Source organism: Pseudomonas sp. W15Feb9B (assembly GCF_000828175.1).
In the GTDB taxonomy this organism is placed as follows: domain Bacteria; phylum Pseudomonadota; class Gammaproteobacteria; order Pseudomonadales; family Pseudomonadaceae; genus Aquipseudomonas; species Aquipseudomonas parakoreensis.
The window spans coordinates 248,194-267,964 of record NZ_JTKF01000005.1 but is presented as its reverse complement, the minus strand read 5'-3'; the positions used below and the strand labels follow the sequence as shown (position 1 = coordinate 267,964).

General features: G+C 57.7%; 15 protein-coding genes. 12 read left to right on the top strand and 3 right to left on the bottom strand.

Annotation, left to right across the window (positions count from 1 at the left end; genetic code table 11):
- Position 1: 1 nt before the first annotated feature.
- Positions 2–1,090: a 4-oxalomesaconate tautomerase gene (locus OC71_RS03470; protein WP_041064218.1), complete on the top strand. Its 1,089-nt coding sequence runs from the start codon at positions 2–4 to the stop codon at positions 1,088–1,090.
- An 832-nt stretch (positions 1,091–1,922) separates the two neighbouring features.
- Here OC71_RS03470 and OC71_RS03465 read toward each other — a convergent pair.
- Positions 1,923–2,837: a LysR family transcriptional regulator gene (locus OC71_RS03465; protein ID WP_041064215.1), complete on the bottom strand. Its 915-nt coding sequence runs from the start codon at positions 2,835–2,837 to the stop codon at positions 1,923–1,925.
- A gap of 269 nt (positions 2,838–3,106) precedes the next feature.
- Here OC71_RS03465 and OC71_RS03460 point away from each other — a divergent pair, with 269 nt between their 5' ends.
- From OC71_RS03460 to pgm, 4 genes are all read left to right on the top strand, one after another.
- Positions 3,107–4,129, top strand: a complete 1,023-nt coding sequence (locus tag OC71_RS03460) for a zinc-dependent alcohol dehydrogenase family protein (protein ID WP_041064212.1) — start codon at positions 3,107–3,109, stop codon at positions 4,127–4,129.
- Positions 4,130–4,677: 548 nt separating this feature from the next.
- Positions 4,678–6,141 (top strand): hypothetical protein, encoded by a 1,464-nt coding sequence (locus OC71_RS03455; protein ID WP_041064209.1) that lies wholly within the window; start codon positions 4,678–4,680, stop codon positions 6,139–6,141.
- Between the two features lie 48 nt (positions 6,142–6,189).
- Complete coding sequence (locus OC71_RS03450; RefSeq protein ID WP_041064206.1) at positions 6,190–7,590, top strand: GntR family transcriptional regulator; 1,401 nt, start codon at positions 6,190–6,192, stop codon at positions 7,588–7,590.
- Between the two features lie 96 nt (positions 7,591–7,686).
- Positions 7,687–9,333 carry a phosphoglucomutase (alpha-D-glucose-1,6-bisphosphate-dependent) gene (pgm, locus tag OC71_RS03445; protein WP_041064203.1) on the top strand — a complete coding sequence of 549 codons (1,647 nt, stop codon included), beginning with the start codon at positions 7,687–7,689 and terminating at the stop codon, positions 9,331–9,333.
- Between the two features lie 179 nt (positions 9,334–9,512).
- Here the strand turns inward: pgm and OC71_RS03440 are convergent, their stop codons facing one another.
- Positions 9,513–10,208, bottom strand: coding sequence for a pirin family protein (locus OC71_RS03440; protein WP_041064200.1), 696 nt, complete (start codon positions 10,206–10,208; stop codon positions 9,513–9,515).
- Between the two features lie 278 nt (positions 10,209–10,486).
- Here OC71_RS03440 and OC71_RS03435 point away from each other — a divergent pair, with 278 nt between their 5' ends.
- Positions 10,487–12,961, top strand: a complete 2,475-nt coding sequence (locus tag OC71_RS03435) for a UvrD-helicase domain-containing protein (protein ID WP_041064197.1) — start codon at positions 10,487–10,489, stop codon at positions 12,959–12,961.
- A 63-nt stretch (positions 12,962–13,024) separates the two neighbouring features.
- On the opposite strand, the gene OC71_RS03430 is transcribed toward OC71_RS03435, so the two are convergent.
- A complete protein-coding gene (locus OC71_RS03430) occupies positions 13,025–13,297 on the bottom strand; it encodes a DUF1652 domain-containing protein (RefSeq protein WP_041064195.1) in 273 nt (90 codons plus the stop codon).
- A 263-nt stretch (positions 13,298–13,560) separates the two neighbouring features.
- On the opposite strand from OC71_RS03430, the gene OC71_RS03425 reads away from it, so the two are divergent.
- The 6 genes from OC71_RS03425 to OC71_RS03400 all read left to right on the top strand — a co-directional run bounded on the left by OC71_RS03425 (position 13,561) and on the right by OC71_RS03400 (position 19,679).
- Positions 13,561–14,376, top strand: coding sequence for an AraC family transcriptional regulator (locus tag OC71_RS03425; protein WP_041064192.1), 816 nt, complete (start codon positions 13,561–13,563; stop codon positions 14,374–14,376).
- A gap of 52 nt (positions 14,377–14,428) precedes the next feature.
- A complete protein-coding gene (locus OC71_RS03420; RefSeq protein WP_041064188.1) occupies positions 14,429–15,835 on the top strand; it encodes an FAD-binding oxidoreductase in 1,407 nt (468 codons plus the stop codon).
- A gap of 32 nt (positions 15,836–15,867) precedes the next feature.
- Positions 15,868–16,212, top strand: coding sequence for a cupin domain-containing protein (locus OC71_RS03415; RefSeq protein ID WP_041064185.1), 345 nt, complete (start codon positions 15,868–15,870; stop codon positions 16,210–16,212).
- A 55-nt stretch (positions 16,213–16,267) separates the two neighbouring features.
- Positions 16,268–17,353 carry a polyamine ABC transporter substrate-binding protein gene (locus OC71_RS03410; protein ID WP_041064182.1) on the top strand — a complete coding sequence of 362 codons (1,086 nt, stop codon included), beginning with the start codon at positions 16,268–16,270 and terminating at the stop codon, positions 17,351–17,353.
- A gap of 136 nt (positions 17,354–17,489) precedes the next feature.
- Positions 17,490–17,741 (top strand): hypothetical protein, encoded by a 252-nt coding sequence (locus tag OC71_RS03405; RefSeq protein WP_041064179.1) that lies wholly within the window; start codon positions 17,490–17,492, stop codon positions 17,739–17,741.
- Between the two features lie 474 nt (positions 17,742–18,215).
- On the top strand, positions 18,216–19,679 hold the full coding sequence (locus OC71_RS03400) for a serralysin family metalloprotease (protein ID WP_041064176.1): 1,464 nt from the start codon (positions 18,216–18,218) through the stop codon (positions 19,677–19,679).
- Positions 19,680–19,771: the final 92 nt, after the last annotated feature.

Here is a 19,771-nt window from a genome sequence, read left to right as displayed (position 1 = left end):
CATGGCGCAGACCCGCATTCCCTGTCTGTTGATGCGCGGCGGTACGTCGAAAGGCGCTTACTTTCTGGCCGACGATTTACCGCAAGAGCCTGCGCTGCGAGACCGCGTGTTGCTGGCGGTGATGGGCTCGCCGGATGCGCGGCAGATCGACGGCATTGGCGGTGGTGATTCACTGACCAGCAAAGTGGCGATCATCAGACCGTCAAGCCGCGCGGGTGCAGATGTCGATTACCTTTTCGCCCAGGTGCTGGTGGATGAGCCGCGCATCGATTACGGTCAGAACTGCGGAAACATCCTCGCCGGTGTCGGCCCGTTCGCCATCGAGCGCGGGTTGGTGGCGGCGATAGCCGACGTCACCCCAGTGCGGATCTACATGGAAAACACCGGACAGATCGCCATCGCCCATGTACCAACCTCTGATGGTGAGGTGCGCTATGACGGCGACGCGCGTATCGACGGCGTGCCAGGACAGGCCGCACCATTGATTGTCGAATTCAAGGATATCGCTGGCGCCAGTTGCGGCGCCCTGTTGCCGACCGGCAGCGCCCGGGACGTGATCGACGGCGTTGAAGTGACCTGCATCGATAACGGCATGCCCGTAGTGCTGATCAACGCGCAAGAGCTTGGTTGCAGTGGCTATGAGAGTCCTGCGCAACTCGACGTCAATGCTTCACTGAAACAGCGTCTGGAGTCCATTCGACTGCAAGCGGGGCGACGTATGAACCTGGGAGATGTGAGCCAGCGCAACGTGCCGAAGATGTGCTTGATTGCACCACCGCAAATAGGTGGGGCCATCAGCACACGCAGTTTCATTCCCCATCGATGCCACACCAGCATTGGTGTGTTTGGCGCCGTCAGTGTAGCTGCTGCCAGCCTAATTGAAGGCAGTGTTGCGGAGGGCATGGCAGTTGTGGAGGAAGGTGATATGAAGCGCTTGTCGATCGAACACCCGACGGGCGAGTTTACTGTTGAAGTAGGGTTAAAGGATGGGAAAATAGCGGACTGCGGGTTGATGCGCACCGCCAGACTTTTAATCAGCGGCATCGTATTCGTTCCGTCAGGTCTATGGCGTGATATGCCAATCGGTTAAATTCGACCCTCCAATTAAGATCAACCGAGCGATCCTGTAGACACGGTTGTTAGTTTTGGTTGCGGAAACCGAACAAATCATGCGGAAAGGATTTACGAAATCCGCGATTACAATCGCTTACCTCACAAACGACAAAGCCCTGAATAATCATGGCTTTGTCGTATCAAATACGGATGAGGCGGTGGGATTCGAACTCATGGACTTGTTACAGTTGACTGTTTCAATTCCATGACTATAACAAGTAGTTTCAATGGGTTATGGCCCAAAGTATTCCGCTTTGATCGTGTGCAAATGTCACTCGGTACGGCCGCTAACGGGCCAGAGTGTGTAAATAATGTCAGATTGGGTTTTCAGGACATCGAAAATGCTCTAGAAAAAATCGTAGAGACAGGAATTTTCGAGTCTGGCGACATCGTGGATCAGTATGCTCTGGAAGCAGCTCTAACTTAGCTCTGGATTATTTCCGCGCTCATTGCCTGTGCCGACTGAACGGCATCGCTAGACTGCCATCTACGGCGACTGACTCATGTCGACCCAAAGCTGTCATCACTGCTTACGACAATCGGTTTAGAACAGACATCGAGACTAGTAGAGTAGAGCCTACACTCTATTGCTACTGATCAAAACAGTTCGTGCGATGGTGGTTGCGAGCAGTAGCGTATGCCTTTTCCGAGAAGGGGCTGTCGAACCTTAGGTTGGGGGCATCCTTTTCAAACCATCCAAAGCATGCCCTCAGATGTGCCCCCAATGTAGCAATTCTCTGTAAGTGGATGGATCTCCATGGTCTATGAAAAGGCAGAAATGATCAGCCAAACAGCCTGCCCGGCGACGCCTAGAGACTCTCAGGGTCGCCAAAAAACATCTGAATCCGCGACCGCAACCAGCGCTCCCCTGGATCGTTGTCCTGCGATCCACGCCAGGCCATGTGCAGCTCAAACGTGCGCGTCGGCAACGGTGGATCTTCTGCGCGCACACCGCCCGCCGCCGTCAGCGCATCCGCCGTGTAATCCGGCACCGTCGCGACGATGTCGGTTCCGGCCAGCAACGTGCTCAAGCCGTTGAACTGCGGCACGGCCAGCACCACGTGGCGCTTGCGCCCGAGTTTCTCCAGCTCTTCATCAATGAAGCCACTGAGGTCGCCGGCGAACGACACCAGCGCATGGGGGCGGGCGCAGTAGTCGTCGAGGCTCAGTGGGCCGGGCACCGTGTCGGCGCGCAGCAGTTTCGGCTGGCTGCGCCGCAAGACCTTGCGCTTGGCATTGGCCGGCAGGTCGGTGGTGTAGCTGACACCGATGGAAATTTCGCCGGAGGCCAGCAGGCTTGGCATCAATATGTAGTTGACCCGGCGCACGACGAGGACAATCCCCGGTGCTTCGGCGCGCAGGCGCTTGAGCAGCATCGGCAGCAGGGCGAACTCGACGTCATCGGACAGGCCGATACGAAATACCGAGGTGCTGGTGGCCGGATCGAATTCCGCCGCGCGGCTGACAGCGGTGGAAATCGAGTCGAGTGCCGGCGAGAGCAGGGCGAAGATTTCCACGGCGCGTGCGGACGGTTCCATGCTGCGTCCGGTGCGCACGAACAACGGGTCATCGAACAGGCTGCGCAGGCGCGAGAGCGCCGCACTGATCGCCGGCTGGCCGAGAAACAGCTTCTCGGCGGCGCGGGTCACGCTGCGTTCGTGCATCAGGGTTTCGAACACGATCAACAGGTTCAGGTCGACACGACGCAGGTCATTACGATTCATCTGGAGTCCTGGCAGAGTCATCAAGCTTGACGAGAGCGACCATATGAGAACAATGGCCGGCATGAATATTACGGGGAAAGGCTGGTACTCTGCACCGCTAAATTCAGCTTTACCGAGCCGGTTGCGGCATTTTTTCATCGATTTTGCCAATGCCGTTCATACTGCGGAATCAATGACAGGCATGTCGACTATTAATAGCCACTGATAGTCTTGGGTCAAAAGCCCAGATAGAGTTCAGGGCATTAGAGGTTACTTTGACGAGGTTTGCGATGTCCCGCACGATCCGTTTTCACAAGTTTGGTCCGGCCGAGGTGCTCAAATGCGAAGAGCATGCGGCCGCTCAGCCAGGTCCTGGCGAAGTGCAGGTGCGTGTCGAAGCGATCGGCATCAGCTGGTATGACATTCTCTGGCGTCAGAACCTGGCCTCGTCCCAGGCACGCTTGCCGTCCGGTCTCGGCCATGAAATGGCCGGCGTGGTCACCGCGATCGGTGACGGTGTCGACGACCTGTCGGTTGGCGACAAGGTGGCCAGTTTTCCCGCCGAAAGCCCGAACGACTACCCGGTGTACGGCGAGCAGATTGTTTTGCCGCGCACCGCGCTGACTCGCTATCCGGATGTGCTCAGCCCGATCGAAGCCAGCGTGCATTACACGCCGCTGTTGATCGCCTATTTCGCCTATGCCGATCTGGCGCGGGTCAAACCCGGGCAGTTTGCCCTGGTCACTGACGCCAGCCATTGCGCCGGTCCGTCCTTTGTCCAGTTGGGCAAAGCCATGGGGGTGAGGGTGATTGCCGCGACGAAAACCGCAGATGAGCGTGAATACCTGCTGTCGCTGGGTGCCGAGAAAGTCATCGTCACCGAGGAAGAAGATCTGTTGATGCGAATCAACAAAATCACCGACAACCGTGGTGTCGATGTGGTCTTTGACGGTCTTGGCGGCCCGCAGATGTCGTTGCTCGGTGATGTGCTTGCGCCGCGTGGCAGCCTCGTTTTGTATGGCCTGCAAGGCGGTAATCAGACACCATTTCCGGCCTGTGCGGCCTTTCAGAAGAACATCCAGTTCTTTGTGCACTGCATCGGCAATTTCACCGGCAAACCCGAGCTCGGTATCACTCAGGACCACGTCGCCTTGCAGCGGGCCCTGCGTGACATCAACCAGCTCACCGCCGACCGCGTATTGCTGCCGCTCAAGACTCGGGTCTTCCCGTTCAACGAGTTCGTTGAAGCGCATCGTTACATGGACGAATGCCCATGCCGCGAGCGGGTCGCCCTGCAGGTCGAACCCGCGTAACTCCCCCTCCGATCAGAGTCCGTGGCCCCACGGACTCCAGCGTGTTGCTCCCTTGCCATCACAACAGTTGCCGGATTCAGTGCCTGGCTGCCTGTGCATCTGAACCGGTTTTTGCTCGCGATCTGTATCTTTTAATCGCCCTCTAAGCCCTGATAATTGAATGATTACTTTCATCTCAAGGAATGAGCCATGTCTGTGCATTCTGTTTTCTATTCCGTGTTGAATAATTCATCTCGCGAGCGATATGCCGGTTTCTGTTTAATCGGTGTAGGGTCTTTCCTATTATCGTTCTGCTTTTCTTGTACTCAATGTCCGTGGGACGCTGTAAGAAGTTTCCTCAGATGTTTTTCTGCCAGGGAAAACCCAGCGCTGGCAGGGGTTTACGTCACTTAGGGTGGCGTTATTGTCGACTTCTCAGGTGCAAGTGTTTCAAATAACTTCAAAATCATAAGTGTTAGTATTTGATCGTCTATTACTTATTGATGAATTATTGCGCCAGTGTCTTCACTGATGTGCGATACGAATTTTTTACGCCGGGTAAAGTACTGATGAGCACGATCCATGATCAGGCAATGAACTATGTCTACCAGCAAGTACTGCAACGCTTGCTGAGTTTCTTTTCCAGAGCCGAACGGACTGCGCTGCAGTTGCTGATCCAGCGGCTGATGGTCGCCGCTGGCGGAGCGGAACGCATGGGGGACTACAAGGTTCTGGTGACACCGTCCGGTACTCGTGACAGCTGCTACACCCTGGCGTTGTTGCGCGCCGCTCAGCTGAGTATCGCCGGCCGCGCACCCGCCACCTTCCAGTTGCGTGTCGCCGTCCTGCGCAGCGGCAGCATGGGCGGTGCCGCACTCGACAATCTGCACCGCAGCTTTGCTGCACTGTTTCTTTATGATGACCCCCGGGTCGAAATGCTGATGGTGGATCATCGTCAAGTACTGCCGTTCAATCACCAGAAGTCACCCGACAATGACAGTGCGGATGCCAATCGCATTAATCTTCTGATGATGGGGCATCGCCGGGCAAGGGACGAGCCACTTGAATTGTGGGACGACGTTTGCCTGGCGCGGGCCGAGTTTTGCGGCCAGATTGCCCGCTGGAACAATGGTGTTGACGCCTGGGTTGCCAGTGAGTCGCCGCGGCGCCAGAAGCAATTCATCAATGATCTCGCGCGAGCGGTGCAGAAAGCCGGCCTGGAGGCTCTGCCATCCAATGCAGTCTCATTCGACGACTTGTTCGCGGTTCTCGACGGCCTGGGAGGGGATCTGTATCGCGGTCTTTACGCCGAATCCCAGTTATTGCGCTGGCGTCCCGAGGACGGATTCGAGTCTTGCCGTCGCACTACATTCGTCGATATTCACGACATGGCGGTGGGCAAACTGGAGGAGCGCTGGCCTTTGCTTAGCGAGTTTCTCGGGTTTCAGGCGGAGGAGTGGGTATTTCACCAGGGCGAAGGTGAATACGCCGATCCTTTGATTGAGGCTCATCTTCGCGGCCTTGAGGCCGAGTTCATTGACGGAAGCGGTTATGAATGCGGTTTTGCGGAACATGTTCAGCGCACGCTGGTAAGAATGCAGCAAATGCAAGTGCCGGATCCGGTTTGTGAGCAGATGATCGCGAGGCTAGGGTTACAGCAGACTGAGGAGTTGCGTGAAGAGGCGGCAACAGCTCTGCACCAGACCTACGGTCTTAACGAAGCGCAATGGGTGTGTTTGCTGTTCACGCCGTTCATCGAACGGGGGGCCGGGCTTGAGCGGTTTCTGCGCAGTTGTCATCCCGGCATGTTGGTGGCATTGCCCGATTTGCACCGGGCCATGCAAGGGTTGCACGGCCCCGAGCAAGTGTTGCAATGGATGACGGATGTCAGCGGGCTGCCGATCAGGCTGATCGGGCATCTCTACGCCATGGAGCCACTGCCGGCCCGTGGTGCTGCCCGGTCGGCAGGAGGCGTGGCGGAGGATGCTGGTAATGCCGACACCGGCGTGGGTGGCCGGTCAGCGGAGCGTTGAGGTGAGTGATTCATCCTTCAGAGCGACTGTCGTCCCGGTATCGGGCTCATGAAAGGGGTACGAGAGCCCGGTTTCGCTTATCAGGCCGTTTATCGTTACTTGATGCGATTGATGGCGGAGACGGCCGGTAATGACAGCACCAGGCTACCGTCGCTCCGTCAGCTGGCAGAGCGTCTGAATGTGTCGATTTCGACCATTCAATATGCTTATTCGTTGCTGGAGAAAGAAGGGCGGGTCTATTCAGTTGCCAAGTCCGGTTATTACGCCCGGGCGTTAGCGGATCTGTCTTCTCCAGCCGTTGGCAATGATCTGCTTGAAACGCTCTACGTCAATGCGCGGCGCCCGGGAATGCGGCTGTTGAGCGCCGAAGATCCGGTCTCCGTGCAATCGCTGGACAGCCCGTTGCTATTGCTCGAACGCGAACTGCTGCGGCAGTACCCCCGGCAACCGACGCCGCTTGATCAGCCTTGCGGTGAGTTTGAATTACGCACGGTCGTGGCAGCCCGCTACACCACTTCACCGCAGCAGTGCTGGCACGCGGAGGATGTCTACATTGGTGCGGATCTGCGCGGGGTGCTGGAAATTCTGGTTGCCGTTCTACAGCTCAAACACGCAACGGTCCTGGTCGAATCGCCCTGCGACTGGGTAATACTGCGGCTGCTGCAGGCAGCAGAGGTACGCGTAATCGAGTTGCCCTTGCAGGTCTGCGGCGGTCTGGAACCGCAACGCCTGGAAGCGCTGCTCAACACTGAACATGTCAGGTTGGTGGTGCTTTCTTCGGGGTTGAGTATGCCGCGTGGCACACAGGTTCCTGCAGGCAATCGCAGCCGCATCGCCGGGCTGCTTGTCAAACACGGCGCCTGGGTTCTGGAAAACGATTGTTATGGTGAGCTTGGCGAAGTCATGGACGGCGATTGCCTGCGTGACTTGCTGGATCCAGATCGACTGCTGGTCTTCTCCACGTTCGAAAAATTCATCGGAATCGAAGCACCTTACGGGTTCGTGTTGTCGCGCCAATGGAAGAGCGAATTACTGCGACATTTTCTGATGCGTTCGTTCCGACTGTCGCCCATCCGCCAGAAGGCTATCGCTCGACTGTATGGAAACGGTCGGATCGATCAGCATCTGCATGTCCTTCGCCGGCTGCTCAGGGAGCGTCGAACGCCCATGATCCATTTGCTGCGCGAACGCTTGGGCGATGCACTGCAGGTCGTTGAGCCGCAAGGCGGCGCGACTGTCTGGGTGCGGGCAAGGCGTCCGGTGGACATGCGCGACGTGTTTCAGCGCCTGCTCAGACAACAGATTCTGATCGCGCCGGGGGCGCTGTTCAGTTTGCAGGGTTTGCACCGTCGGCATCTGCGTCTGAACCTACTGGATCAGGGGGAAACCGGCTTGAGCGGAGCGATTGCAATGCTCGGGGATGCATTGCGACTGGCTGCTGTGGAATGAACGTTGGAAAGCGTCGGATAGATCCCGTCGCGCTGCGGTCAAACTGCCAGTAAACTGCGCTGTATTTCCTGAACCACTCTATTTCAGAGGTTTTGCATGACTATCAGTCCTTTTGCGGGCAAACCGGCACCGGCAGAATTGTTGGTCGATATCCCGCGACTGGTAACGGCTTATTACACCGGCCAACCGGATGCTTCTATTTCCACCCAGCGTGTGGCGTTTGGTACTTCCGGGCATCGGGGCAGCTCCTTTGACCTGAGCTTCAATGAGTGGCACGTTCTGGCGATCAGCCAGGCCATCTGCCTGTATCGCGAAGCACTGGGCATTGATGGCCCGTTGTTTGTCGGTATCGACACTCACGCACTGTCGACCCCGGCAGGAGCCAGTGCGCTGGAGGTGCTGGCGGCCAACGGCGTGACCGTGATGATCGCCGAAGGCGACGAATACACGCCGACGCCGGCGGTTTCGCATGCGATTCTCTGCTACAACCGTGGCCGCACCTCGGGTCTGGCCGATGGCATCGTGATTACGCCGTCGCACAACCCGCCACAAAGCGGTGGCTACAAATACAACCCTACCAATGGCGGCCCGGCCGACACCCATATCACCAAGTGGATCGAAGCCAAGGCCAACGAACTGCTGGCCAACAAGCTGGCGGGTGTCAAACGCATCAGCTACGAGCAGGCGCTCAAGGCGAGCACCACGCACCGCCATGACTACCTCAACACCTACGTCGCCGACCTGATCAACGTGATCGACTTCGATGCCATTCGTGGCGCCAAGTTGCGCCTGGGTGTCGATCCGCTGGGTGGAGCAGGGGTGCGTTACTGGTCGGCGATTGCCGAGCATTATCGTCTTGATCTGGACGTTGTTAACAAACAGGTCGATTCGACGTTCCGTTTCATGACAGTCGATTGGGACGGTCAGATTCGCATGGACCCATCGTCCAGCCATGCGATGCAAGGATTGATCGGCCTCAAGGAACGTTACGACGTGGCCTTCGCCTGCGACCCGGATCACGATCGTCACGGCATCGTCACCCCGTCGGGTGGTCTGCTGGCACCGAACAACTATCTGGCGGTATCCATCGATTACCTGTTCCAGAACCGCCCGCAATGGCGCGCCGACGCTGCCGTGGGTAAAACCGTGGTCAGTAGTGGCCTGATTGATCGTGTGGCCAAGCGCCTGGGTCGGCGCTTGTATGAAGTCCCGGTCGGCTTCAAATGGTTTGCCGATGGCCTGTTCGACGGCTCATTGGGTTTTGGTGGCGAGGAGAGTGCCGGCGCTTCGTTCCTGCGCAAGGATGGCGGTGTCTGGAGTACCGACAAGGACGGCCTGATTCCAGCTCTGCTGGCGGCTGAAATGACCGCGCGTACCGGTCGTGACCCAAGCCAGGCCTATCGCGCCCTGACCGATGAGCTGGGCGAACCGTTCTCGGTGCGCGTCGATGCCAAGGCCAACCCTGAGCAGAAAGCCCTGCTGAGCAAACTGTCGCCAGAGCAAGTGACGTCGACCGAACTGGCGGGCGAGAAGATTCAGAGCATTCTCAGCCATGCGCCGGGCAACGATCAGGCCATCGGCGGTTTGAAGGTGATGACCGAAAACGGTTGGTTCGCCGCGCGTCCTTCGGGCACCGAAGACATCTACAAGATCTACGCTGAAAGCTTCATTGGCGACGACCACCTAAAGCAGCTGGTGGCTGAAGCGCAAACCTTGGTGGATGGTGCTATTTCCACGAAATAGTAGTAATCACCAAAGAAACTGTGGCGAGCGAGCTCGCTCCCGCTCCGCTGCAAAGCGGTCGCAAAACAGGGACGCTTCGCGCCCCAGCGGGAGCAAGCTCCCTCGCCACAAGGTTGGCAGCCGTTAAATCCTGTGTAAAAAGGGTGATCCAATTGGTCACCCTTTTTCATACCCGCAATCTAAGCCAGATCCACCAAAACGATTTCGCTGTCTTCGAGTGCCGTCACCGTCAGTACCGCCTCCTGCTCGACGGCAACGCCATCTCGAGCTTGCGCACGCAAGCCATTGACTTCAATCAGGCCGGTGGCGGGCACCAGATACGCACGGCGTCCTGCATCCAGTTGATACTCAGCGGTTTCTCCCGCCTTGAGATTGGCTGCAACCAATCGCGCATCGGCGCGAATGCGCAAGCTCTGATCATCGCCATCCTTGCCGCTGGCCAGGGTGACAAAGCCTTCGCGCTGACCTTTGGGGAACGGTTTGGCACCCCACGATGGCGGCGCCCCGGTTTCCGTCGGCAGAATCCAGATCTGAAAGATTCGGGTCTCCTTGTCTTCCAGGTTGTATTCGCTGTGTGCGATGCCGGTACCGGCGCTCATGACCTGCACGTCGCCGGCTTCAGTGCGTCCCTTATTACCAAGGTTGTCCTGGTGAGTAATCGCACCTTCACGCACATAGGTGATGATTTCCATGTCGCGGTGCGGGTGTAACGGGAACCCGGTGCCGGCGGCGATCACGTCGTCATTCCACACCCGCAGATTGCCCCAGTTCATGCGTTGCGGGTCGTAGTATTCGGCGAACGAAAAGTGGTGATGGGCATCCAGCCAGCCGTGATGAGCGCCGCCCAGCGTGTTGAAAGGTCTGAGTTCAAGCATGATCGTCTCCTCAAAAGGTCCGTCATGGGGCGCAACGCCAGAGCCACGAAGCGAGACCGTCGGTTAATGACGGGCATCATCCATCAGTCAATCATCGAGAAAAAGCGTAAAAAGTGCGGCATTCTCATCGAATCCGTTGATGAGAAGCGGGTTCGAAACGATCTCACCCCACTTTCACTTCATCGCCTAAACCAATGAGCTGTAAGCATTTCGCTAGAACTCAGGGGCAAATAAAGACACCATAGCCGCAACAGCCTCACACACTGGAGCCCCTCAGCGTGGCGCAACACACTCCCGATCTGCCTCCCGAACTCCGTCCACTGGCCGAGATGCCATGGTTCAAGCGTCTCGCCGCGCGTTTCTTCGGCCACGGCCTGACACGCTTGCGCGCTCAACACCGCGCGTCATGGTTGCACGGTCAGGCAGACGGCTTTCGAAGTGGCCATACCGCTGGCGTGGAGTACGGCTTCAAAGAGGGCAAACTCGAAGGCCTGGAGGAAGGCCGGCAAGTGCTGTTGATTCGTGACAGTCGCAGCACCGAACATCGTCCGCCGAGCGTGGACAATCACTTGTTCGACGACTGGCGCCTGCCCCTCAGTGCCGAGCTGAAGAAACGCATGAAGGCCGATGTGGCGCGCTTGCTGCCCGAACATGCCCAGCCAAGCGCCGCGCAATGGAAGATGATTTTCAGTGATACGCCTTCGACCTCGGTGATTGCCGGTGCCGGAGCGGGCAAGTCGACGACGCTGGTGCTAAGGCTTCTGTTGCTCACTCACTACCTGGGCTTTGAACTTGATTCGATGACCGTGGTGACCTTCACCCGCGAGTCGCGCAAGGATTTCATCAACAAACTGATCGAGCTGTTTGCACTCTGGGGCTTGGCCTTGAGCCTGAAACAGGCGCGGGAACTGGTGCGCACCTTTCACTCGCGGATTCTGCCGATGGTGCGCAGTCTGCCGGGATTTGAGCGCTTGCAGGCGTTCGAGAACCTCAGCGACCGAATTCAGGGTGCTGACGAAGAGGTCGACAGCAATCCGTTCGATTTACGGATCAACGACGCTCAGCGCCGCCAGCTCAATGCCTGTTATCACCGGTTGTTCAGTGAAGACGAGCGTTTCCGTCAGCTCATTCAGCCGTTGGCCAAGGCGGGTTTGCAGCTCAAGGAGCTGGAACGCGATCACCCGGACGTGCAAAAGCGCATGGCGGTGACGGAGTTGGCGGCCAAGCGCGATGAAGAGCTGTGCGATGCCATCGAAGACTTGTGGTTTCGCGCAGGTGCCTGGCCGATCAAAGGCATCGAGCCCAGCCGGCAAACGTTCGAGATCAACGGTTCGACCTTTCATTGCCATGGCTACATTCCCAGCCTCGATGCCTGGGTGATGCTCGGGTTTGATCCTCGGGAAAACCCGCAGATCTGCCGACCCAACGCCAGGCTCGGGGTGCGTGCCGAGTGGGCAGTAAAGCGCACCTTGTTTCAAGCTTTCTGCCGTAAGCCATTGATTTGGATGGATAGTTACGAGGCTTCGAAGCGGGTGTTGTCGACGTTGGCGGGCGACGCGAGCGCCGGTCCAGGCTTCGATTACAAGGTCAAAGGTGAGCTGGTTTCAGCGCCGCTGCTGGACTGTTTTGTCGCGGCGGCCGGCTTCATCGAAAACCTCGGGCTGGACGTGCCGGACGCTGTCGGCCGGATGAGTTTTGCCAAGGATGATCCAGACCGGTTCTTCTTTGAGGCGCTGAGCCTGTTCTGGCGTGCCCTGGAAGATCATTTGCTCGATCAGAAACCGCCGGTGATGACCTATAACCGGATGTTTGCGCTGTTCAGCGAACATTCGCCAGAGAACCTCAAACTGCTCAGTGACGAGCTGCTGCGCCCCATGTCGCACTTGATGATTGACGAGTTTCAGGACGTTTCGCCGCAAATCGTCTCCTGGATCCGTGCCAGTCTGGCGGAAATCCGCAGTCGTGGCCCGGCGATGCATGTTGGGCGGGGCGCACAGCGTTCGTCGTTGCTGTGTGTGGGCGATGACTGGCAGTCGATCTACGGCTGGCGTGGCAGTTCACCGAGTTATTTCATGGAATTCAACAAGGAATTCCCTTCACCGGGCACTACACGGGTGATGCTCAGCGACAATTACCGCAGCCATCAACACATCATCGATGCCGCTGAACACATCGTTCGCGCAGCGCCAGCAATCCCGGGCAAAAAAGCCAAAGCCAGCGGCGCCCCCAAGGCCTTGCAGCCGGTGAGCTTGCTGGAACGCGATGATCAGGCTTTGGGGCTGCGCCTGGCTGAACACTACAATCGCGGCGACTCAATCTTGATGCTGTATCGAAGAGGCAGCGATAAGTCATTGATTGAACAGCATATTCAGTCTGTAGTTAATGTTGATTCGAGCTTGCCGTACGAAGCGCGACGCCTGAAACAACTGACTTACCACAGTGCCAAGGGCCTGCAGGCCGATGCGGTGTTTCTGCTGGGTGACTGCCAGCACCTGACCAGTTCTCCGTACAAAAACCAGGTGTATCGCATGGCTGGCCTGGGCAAGGCTGGCGACAGTGAGCCCTATGACGCGGCGCAGAAGGACGAGATATTGCGGCTGGCCTACGTCGGCATCACCCGGGCGGTCAGCCATTGCTATTGGTACGTCGAGCCGCAGGACGCTCAGTCAGTCAATATGCCGAGAGCGTCTGACCGGGTGGCCCAAGACAAGGCATTCTTCGTCGATCAGCGGAAGCAGCCGCAGACTGCGTGATGCACGCCCGCGCACAAAAAAAGCCCGCCGGAATTGGCGGGCTTTTTCATTAAAAACAAAAGGTTAAGCGTAATTCTTGAGAGATTCCGGAGGAATGAAAGTCTCCAGTTCGTCTTCCACGGCTTCGATGATTCGTTCGACATCGGCCGCGTTCATCACCGTGGCGCAGGGAATGCCGGCGATGGCGATCATGGTCTCACCGCTGGCACGATCGAACAGTCGGGCAATCATGCTGCACGGCGCATCCATCGTCGCTTCAAAACCCATTGGATGAAAATGCCAGCGCATCAACTGGCACGCGTTGGGGAAAGTGACTTTACTGGAACCTTTATTCATGTGTTGCCCGCCTTCTTCATCGAGCGATTCCTTTTGCTCATGTTAGGTGGGAAGAGCCTTCATTGGCTCAACCGGTCAGTGACGTTAAAAGTAGCATCCGCATGTGAATTTTCCGTGAGCTTTTTCAGTTCATTTTGCGATTGCTGCGCATTTTTTGATGTAAGTCACGCCTCATTCACTCTTCGCCAAAAGGCCACTACGGTTTACTGATTGATCGTCTGGATGAAGTTGGGCAAGCTCGGTGCTTTTGCGCAGAGCCCTTTATGCATGTCGACGACGACGGCCCAGAACAGACCCCGGCCACGGCCGCTACGGTCATGCGCTATCACTTGAGCTGGAAACATCGCGACCTGGACAGCGTCATGGCGTTGTACCACCCGGACGTTCAGTACAACGATTTCTTTCAGAACCGGGTGCTCGGTTTTGATGAGTTACGTGAGTACGTGCGTGTCAGCATGCCGCGAGAATCCGACGAAGCGCTGGAGCATTGCGACCGGATCCGCGTGGATGGCAACACTGCCTACATTCAGTACGAAGTGACCTTGCGCGGTGGCGACGGACTGGTGTCGTTTCGTTCCAGTGAAGCGATCACGGTGAAGGACGGCCTGATCTGGCGGGTCAACGAATACGCCTCGCTGGTTCGCACGCCAACCAGTGGCACCGTCGCTCCCAGCCAGCGTCCGGCAGTGAGTCGACTGGGCCTGTCACCGCGCCAGATCAGTTTCATGGCCGAAGACCTGCAGCAATATTTCGAACGGCAACAGCCTTACCTCGATCCCGAGCTGGATCTGCAACGGGTGGCGAAGGAGTGCGGGTACAGCCGCAATCAGATTTCCTACCTGCTCAATCAGGTGCTGGGGCAGAGCTTCTATCGATACGTCAACCAGGCGCGCCTGCAGCATTTGCTCAAGTCACTGGATCACGCCACGCCACCGCTGCGTATCGATGAACTGGCATTTGCCGCCGGTTTCAACTCGCTGTCGGCATTCTACAGTTGCTTTCGCCAGCACACCGGCCAGTCGCCGAAGGCCTACGCCAAACAAATTTCTTTGCGGGCACGCGCGCAAGACAGCCGTTGAAGACTCGCACTAGGATCGACGCCATCGAAGGTTTTCAGTGGCGGAGTCTTGCATGCCGGCGTGGCGCACTATCAGTTTGTGGATGGATCAACTCGACGAGCCGCTGATCGCGCGGCCGGCGCTGGAACAGGATCTGGATGTCGACGTCGCCATCATCGGCGCCGGCTACACCGGGCTGTGGACCGCGTACTACCTGAAAAAACTCGCGCCGGGTCTGGATATCGCCATCATCGAGGCGCAAACCGCCGGTTTTGGTGCGTCCGGGCGCAATGGTGGCTGGCTGATGGGCAATCTGCTGGGCGAGGATCGACTGCTCGCCGGCCTCTCGCCACAACAACGCCGCGCCTCTTTTGATCTGCTGCACAGCATCCCCGATGAAGTGGAAGTTGTCCTCGAACGTGAGGGTATCGACTGCGATTATCGCAAGGGCGGGGTGCTGTACTGCGCCGCTCGCTACCCGGAACAGGAAGCCAGCCTGCGCGAATACCTCGACAAACTGCACGCCCAAGGCCTGACCGACAACGATTACCGCTGGCTGGGCCCCGAACAACTGGCGCAACAGATTCGCGTGGCAAAACCCTACGGCGGCATCTATGCGCCGCACGTGGCGACGATTCACCCGGCGAAGCTGGTGCGCGGTCTGGCGCGTACCGTGCAGAACATGGGCGTGAAAATCTACGAAAACAGCCCGGTCACGCACTGGCAGTCCGGTAGTTTGCGCACGGCCAGGGCCAGTGTGCGCAGCCGCTGGATCGTGCCGGCCGTTGAAGGCTATTCGGTAACGCTGCCGCCGCTGGGCCGCTATCAGTTGCCGGTGCAAAGTCTGATTGTCGCCACCGAACCGCTGTCGGCTGCGACCTGGGATGAAATCGGCCTCAACCGTGGCCAGGCCTTCAGCGAGTTCAGCCGTCAGGTCACTTATGGCCAGCGCAGTGCCGATAATCGCCTGATCTTCGGCGCTCGCGGGGGCTACCAGTTCGCCGGCAAGTTGCGCCACAACTTCGATCTGACCCGCGATGAAGTCGAACTGCGGCGCTATCTGTTCGGCGAGCTTTTCCCGCAACTGAAAAACGTGCAAATCACCCACGCGTGGGGCGGCAACCTCGGCATGTCACGGCATTTCAAGCCGCACATGCTTTGCGATCGGGCCAATGGCATCGCGTTGTCCGGCGGTTATGGCGGGGAAGGCGTGGGTGCCAGCAACCTCGGCGGCCGCACCCTGGCCGATCTGATTCTGGAGCGCGACACCGAACTGGTGCACCAGCCGTGGGTGCTGCAGGACGGCGGGATTCATGCGTTGCGCGCCTGGGAGCCGGAACCGTGCCGCTGGCTCGGTTACAACGCGATCATCAAAAGTTTTGTCCACGAAGACCAGACCCTGGCCAATCCGGCCACCGCACCGTGGCGGCGCAAGCTCGCCAGTCAAGTCGCGGGCTTCATGGAAGGTTTCATGCACTAACCGCCGTTTTCTTCACAAGACAGGTCACACCCATGAGCATTACGCAGTTCAAGAACACCGCCAGCCTGCAACTGGACGAATCCAACCCGGTCGCCGTGCCGATCGGCGAGCCGGTCGCGATGGCCTCGACCACCAGCGTCGAGCGCGACGACGGCGTCGAAACCGGCGTCTGGGAATGCACCCCGGGGCGCTGGCGCCGGCAGATCACCGCGCAGGAGTTCTGCCATTTCATTTCCGGGCGTTGCACGTTCACCCCGGACGACGGCGGTGAAACCCTGCACATACAAGGTGGCGACGCACTGATGTTGCCGGCCAACACGCTCGGTATCTGGGATATCCAGGAGACGGTGCGCAAGACCTACGTCCTTATTTTCTGATTGTTTGATCCTTTGATTGCCTGCCAACAAAAATAGCCACCACAGGAATCACCTCATGATCCAGAAAACCCTCGCTCTGGCGCCGCTGCTGCTGGCTGCCTCCATTAGCCATGCCGCCGAAACGGTGAAGATTTACAACTGGTCCGATTACATCGCGCCGGATACCACGAAAAACTTTCAGAAAGACACCGGCATCGGCGTCACCTACGACGTCTATGACAGCAACGAAACCCTCGACGGCAAGTTGATGACCGGTAAATCCGGTTACGACGTCGTGTTCCCGTCCAACCACTTCATGGCGCGGCAGATCCAGGGCGGGGCGCTGAAGAAGCTCGACAAGAGCCAGTTGCCGAACTGGAAGAACCTCAACCCGGTGTTGCTCAAGGCCTTGCAGGTCAATGACCCGGATAACGAGCACGGTTTTCCGTACCTGTGGGGCAGTACCGGGATCGGCTACAACGTCGCCAAGGTCAAAGCGGTGCTGGGCGACAACGCGCCGGTGGATTCCTGGGACCTGATTTTCAAACCCGAGTACATGGAAAAGCTGCAGAAGTGCGGTGTCGCGATCCTCGACAACGGTCCGGAATTGTTGCCGGCGGCACTCAACTACCTGGGTTTGCCACCGCATAGCAAGAACCCCGAGGATTACAAGAAAGCCGAAGCACTGCTGATGAAAGTGCGGCCGTATGTCAGCTACTTCCACTCCTCGAAGTACACCAGCGACCTGGCCAATGGCGACATTTGCGTGGCGGTCGGCTTTTCCGGCGACATCCTGCAAGCGGAAAATCGCGCCAAAGAAGCGAAGAACGGCATCGACATTGGTTACGCGATTCCCAAAGAGGGCGCGGCAATCTGGTTCGACATGGTCGCCATGCCCGCCGATGCGCCGGACGAGAAGGCCGGTTACGCGTTCATGAACTACCTGTTGCGCCCGGACGTGATGGCCGGCATCAGCAATTACGTGCACTACGCCAATGGCAACCAGCAGGCCGACGGACTTATCGACCCGGCCATCAAAAGTGACACCAAGGTCTATCCGAGCCCGGAGATGATGGGCAAGCTGTTTGCGCTGGAGGCGATGCCGCTGAACATCGACCGGATTCGCACGCGGGTGTGGAACAAAATCCGTACCGGCAGTTAACGCAAATCAGGGTGCTTTTCCAGTATTCGCGCCGATTTCTTCGTGCGTCTACCTGATAGATCTGACAGTAGAACTTTCGCGACGGCGTTTGTAGGGTGATGCTTCATCCACATCTCGTCTGCAAAGGAGCTACATCATGACGAAGTCAGATCTGCGGGCTTACGTTGAAGAGCAAATCAATCAAGCCGCTCGGCGCATTATCGACAAGGGAACGACTTCTGATGACTTGGCAGTCAGCCGATTGAACGTGCTGCTCTCATTGCGTCGTACCTTGGACAGTAAAACCACAAATGAGGATCTTGCTGTTTGGGGCACCGTCAACGATGTCCTCCAGCAGATCGGGATTCTCTCTGGTAAAGAAACGATCTTTACCAGGCTGCAAGCCTGACCATCGGTCACGAATCTGTGATCTGCGGTTGTCGAGCACAACGACGCTACGATCTTTTGATCTTGTCTGTTCAGAAAGCAAAGTCAAGAGATCGCAGCCTCGTTTCACTCGTCAGCGCCGACAGTCTGGGTGTGCCATTTGGTTGATATCAATACAGTCTCATTGCACTAATAAAGTGCGGAAAAGTGAGACGTATCTAACAAAAAGCAACTTAGCCATATTTAATATTTAAATAGAAAATCGTCAGACAATTAGGCAAGGCCCCGCCCGTTAAAATATTCTTTCGACCCCGCGCGCATTGTTTACGGGAGTTTCCCGGAACAGCCAGATTGGATCTCAAAAAAATCCTTTACGACAGATTTCAAATTGTGTCAGGTTCGTTACGCCTTCATTGGGCGAGTGATAGGACGATCTCGCCAGGGATCGTCGCTATCTGACAAAAACTGTTCCATTGCTAAACAAGGAAGTGTGTTTATGTCGAAAGTAAAAGCTAACGCTATTGATATCACCGCAGACACATTCGTGCCTGTGGGTGCAGTGCAGTCTCTGGCGGCAACCAGTTCCGCCTGGAATCAGATCAATAGCTTCAGCCATCAATACGATCGTGGCGGCAACCTCACGGTCAATGGCAAACCCTCCTTCTCGGTGGATCAAGCCGCCACCCAACTGCTGCGAGACGGTGCTTCCTGGCACGACCTCGACAACAGCGGCAAGATCGAACTGACCTACACTTTTCTGACCGCCAAAACCGCTAACTTCAGCGGTCTGGGCGTCACCGGTTTCAGTCAGTTCAGCTCCCTGCAGAAGGCCCAGGCCGTGCTCGCCATGCAATCCTGGGCGGATGTCGCCAACGTGACGTTCACCGAAGCTTCCCGTGGTGGCGACGGTCACATGACCTTCGGCAACTACAGCGGCGGCCAGGAAGGCGCGGCGGCGTTTGCGTTCCTGCCAGGCACCGAGCCAGGTTATGACGGTCAGTCCTGGTACCTGACCGGCAGTGGCTACGACGTCAACAAAACCCCGGGTCTGAACAATTACGGGCGTCAGACCCTGACGCACGAAATCGGCCACACCCTGGGCCTGTCTCACCCTGGCGACTACAACGCCGGCGAAGGCAACCCGACTTACAAGGATGCTTCCTACGGGCAAGACACCCGCGGTTACAGCCTCATGAGTTACTGGAGTGAAAGCAACACCGCCCAGAACTTCAGCAAGGGCGGTGTGGAAGCCTATGCCTCCGGCCCGCTGATGGACGACATTGCCGCGATCCAGAAGCTGTACGGCGCCAACCTGACGACCCGTACCGGTGACACCACCTACGGCTTCAACTCCAACGCCGGTCGCGATTTCCTCAGCGCCTCGTCGTCGAGCGACAAGCTGGTGTTCTCGGTGTGGGATGCGGGCGGCAAGGACACCTTCGACTTCTCGGGTTTCACCCAGAACCAGAAGATCAACCTCAATGAAGCCTCGTTCTCTGACGTGGGTGGCATGATCGGTAACGTATCCATCGCCAAGGGCGTGACCATCGAGAACGCCATCGGCGGTTCGGGCAACGACCTGCTGATCGGCAACAGTGCGTCCAACGAGCTCAAGGGCGGTGCCGGCAACGACATCATCTACGGTGCCGGTGGTGCGGACAAACTGTGGGGCGGTTCGGGTTCGGACACTTTCGTGTTCGCCTCCAGTTCCGACTCCAAGCCGGGTGCAATCGATCAGATCCTCGATTTCGTCAGCGGTCTGGACAAAATCGACCTGAGCGCCATCACCAACGGGTCCGGCCTGCACTTTGTCAGCAGCTTCACCGGTTCGGCCGGCGACGCGATCCTGACCTCGTCGGGCGGCAACAGCCTGTTGTCGGTGGACTTCTCCGGGCACGGCGTGGCGGACTTCCAGGTCAGCACCGTTGGCCAGGCAGCGACCAGCGACATCGTGGCGTGATGTAAACGGGAAAGCGGCGCTTCATGCGTCGCTTTCTTTGCTTGCATCGTGTTGATGGCTGGGCAAGGCTAGGTGCCGGAGCGAATTTTCTG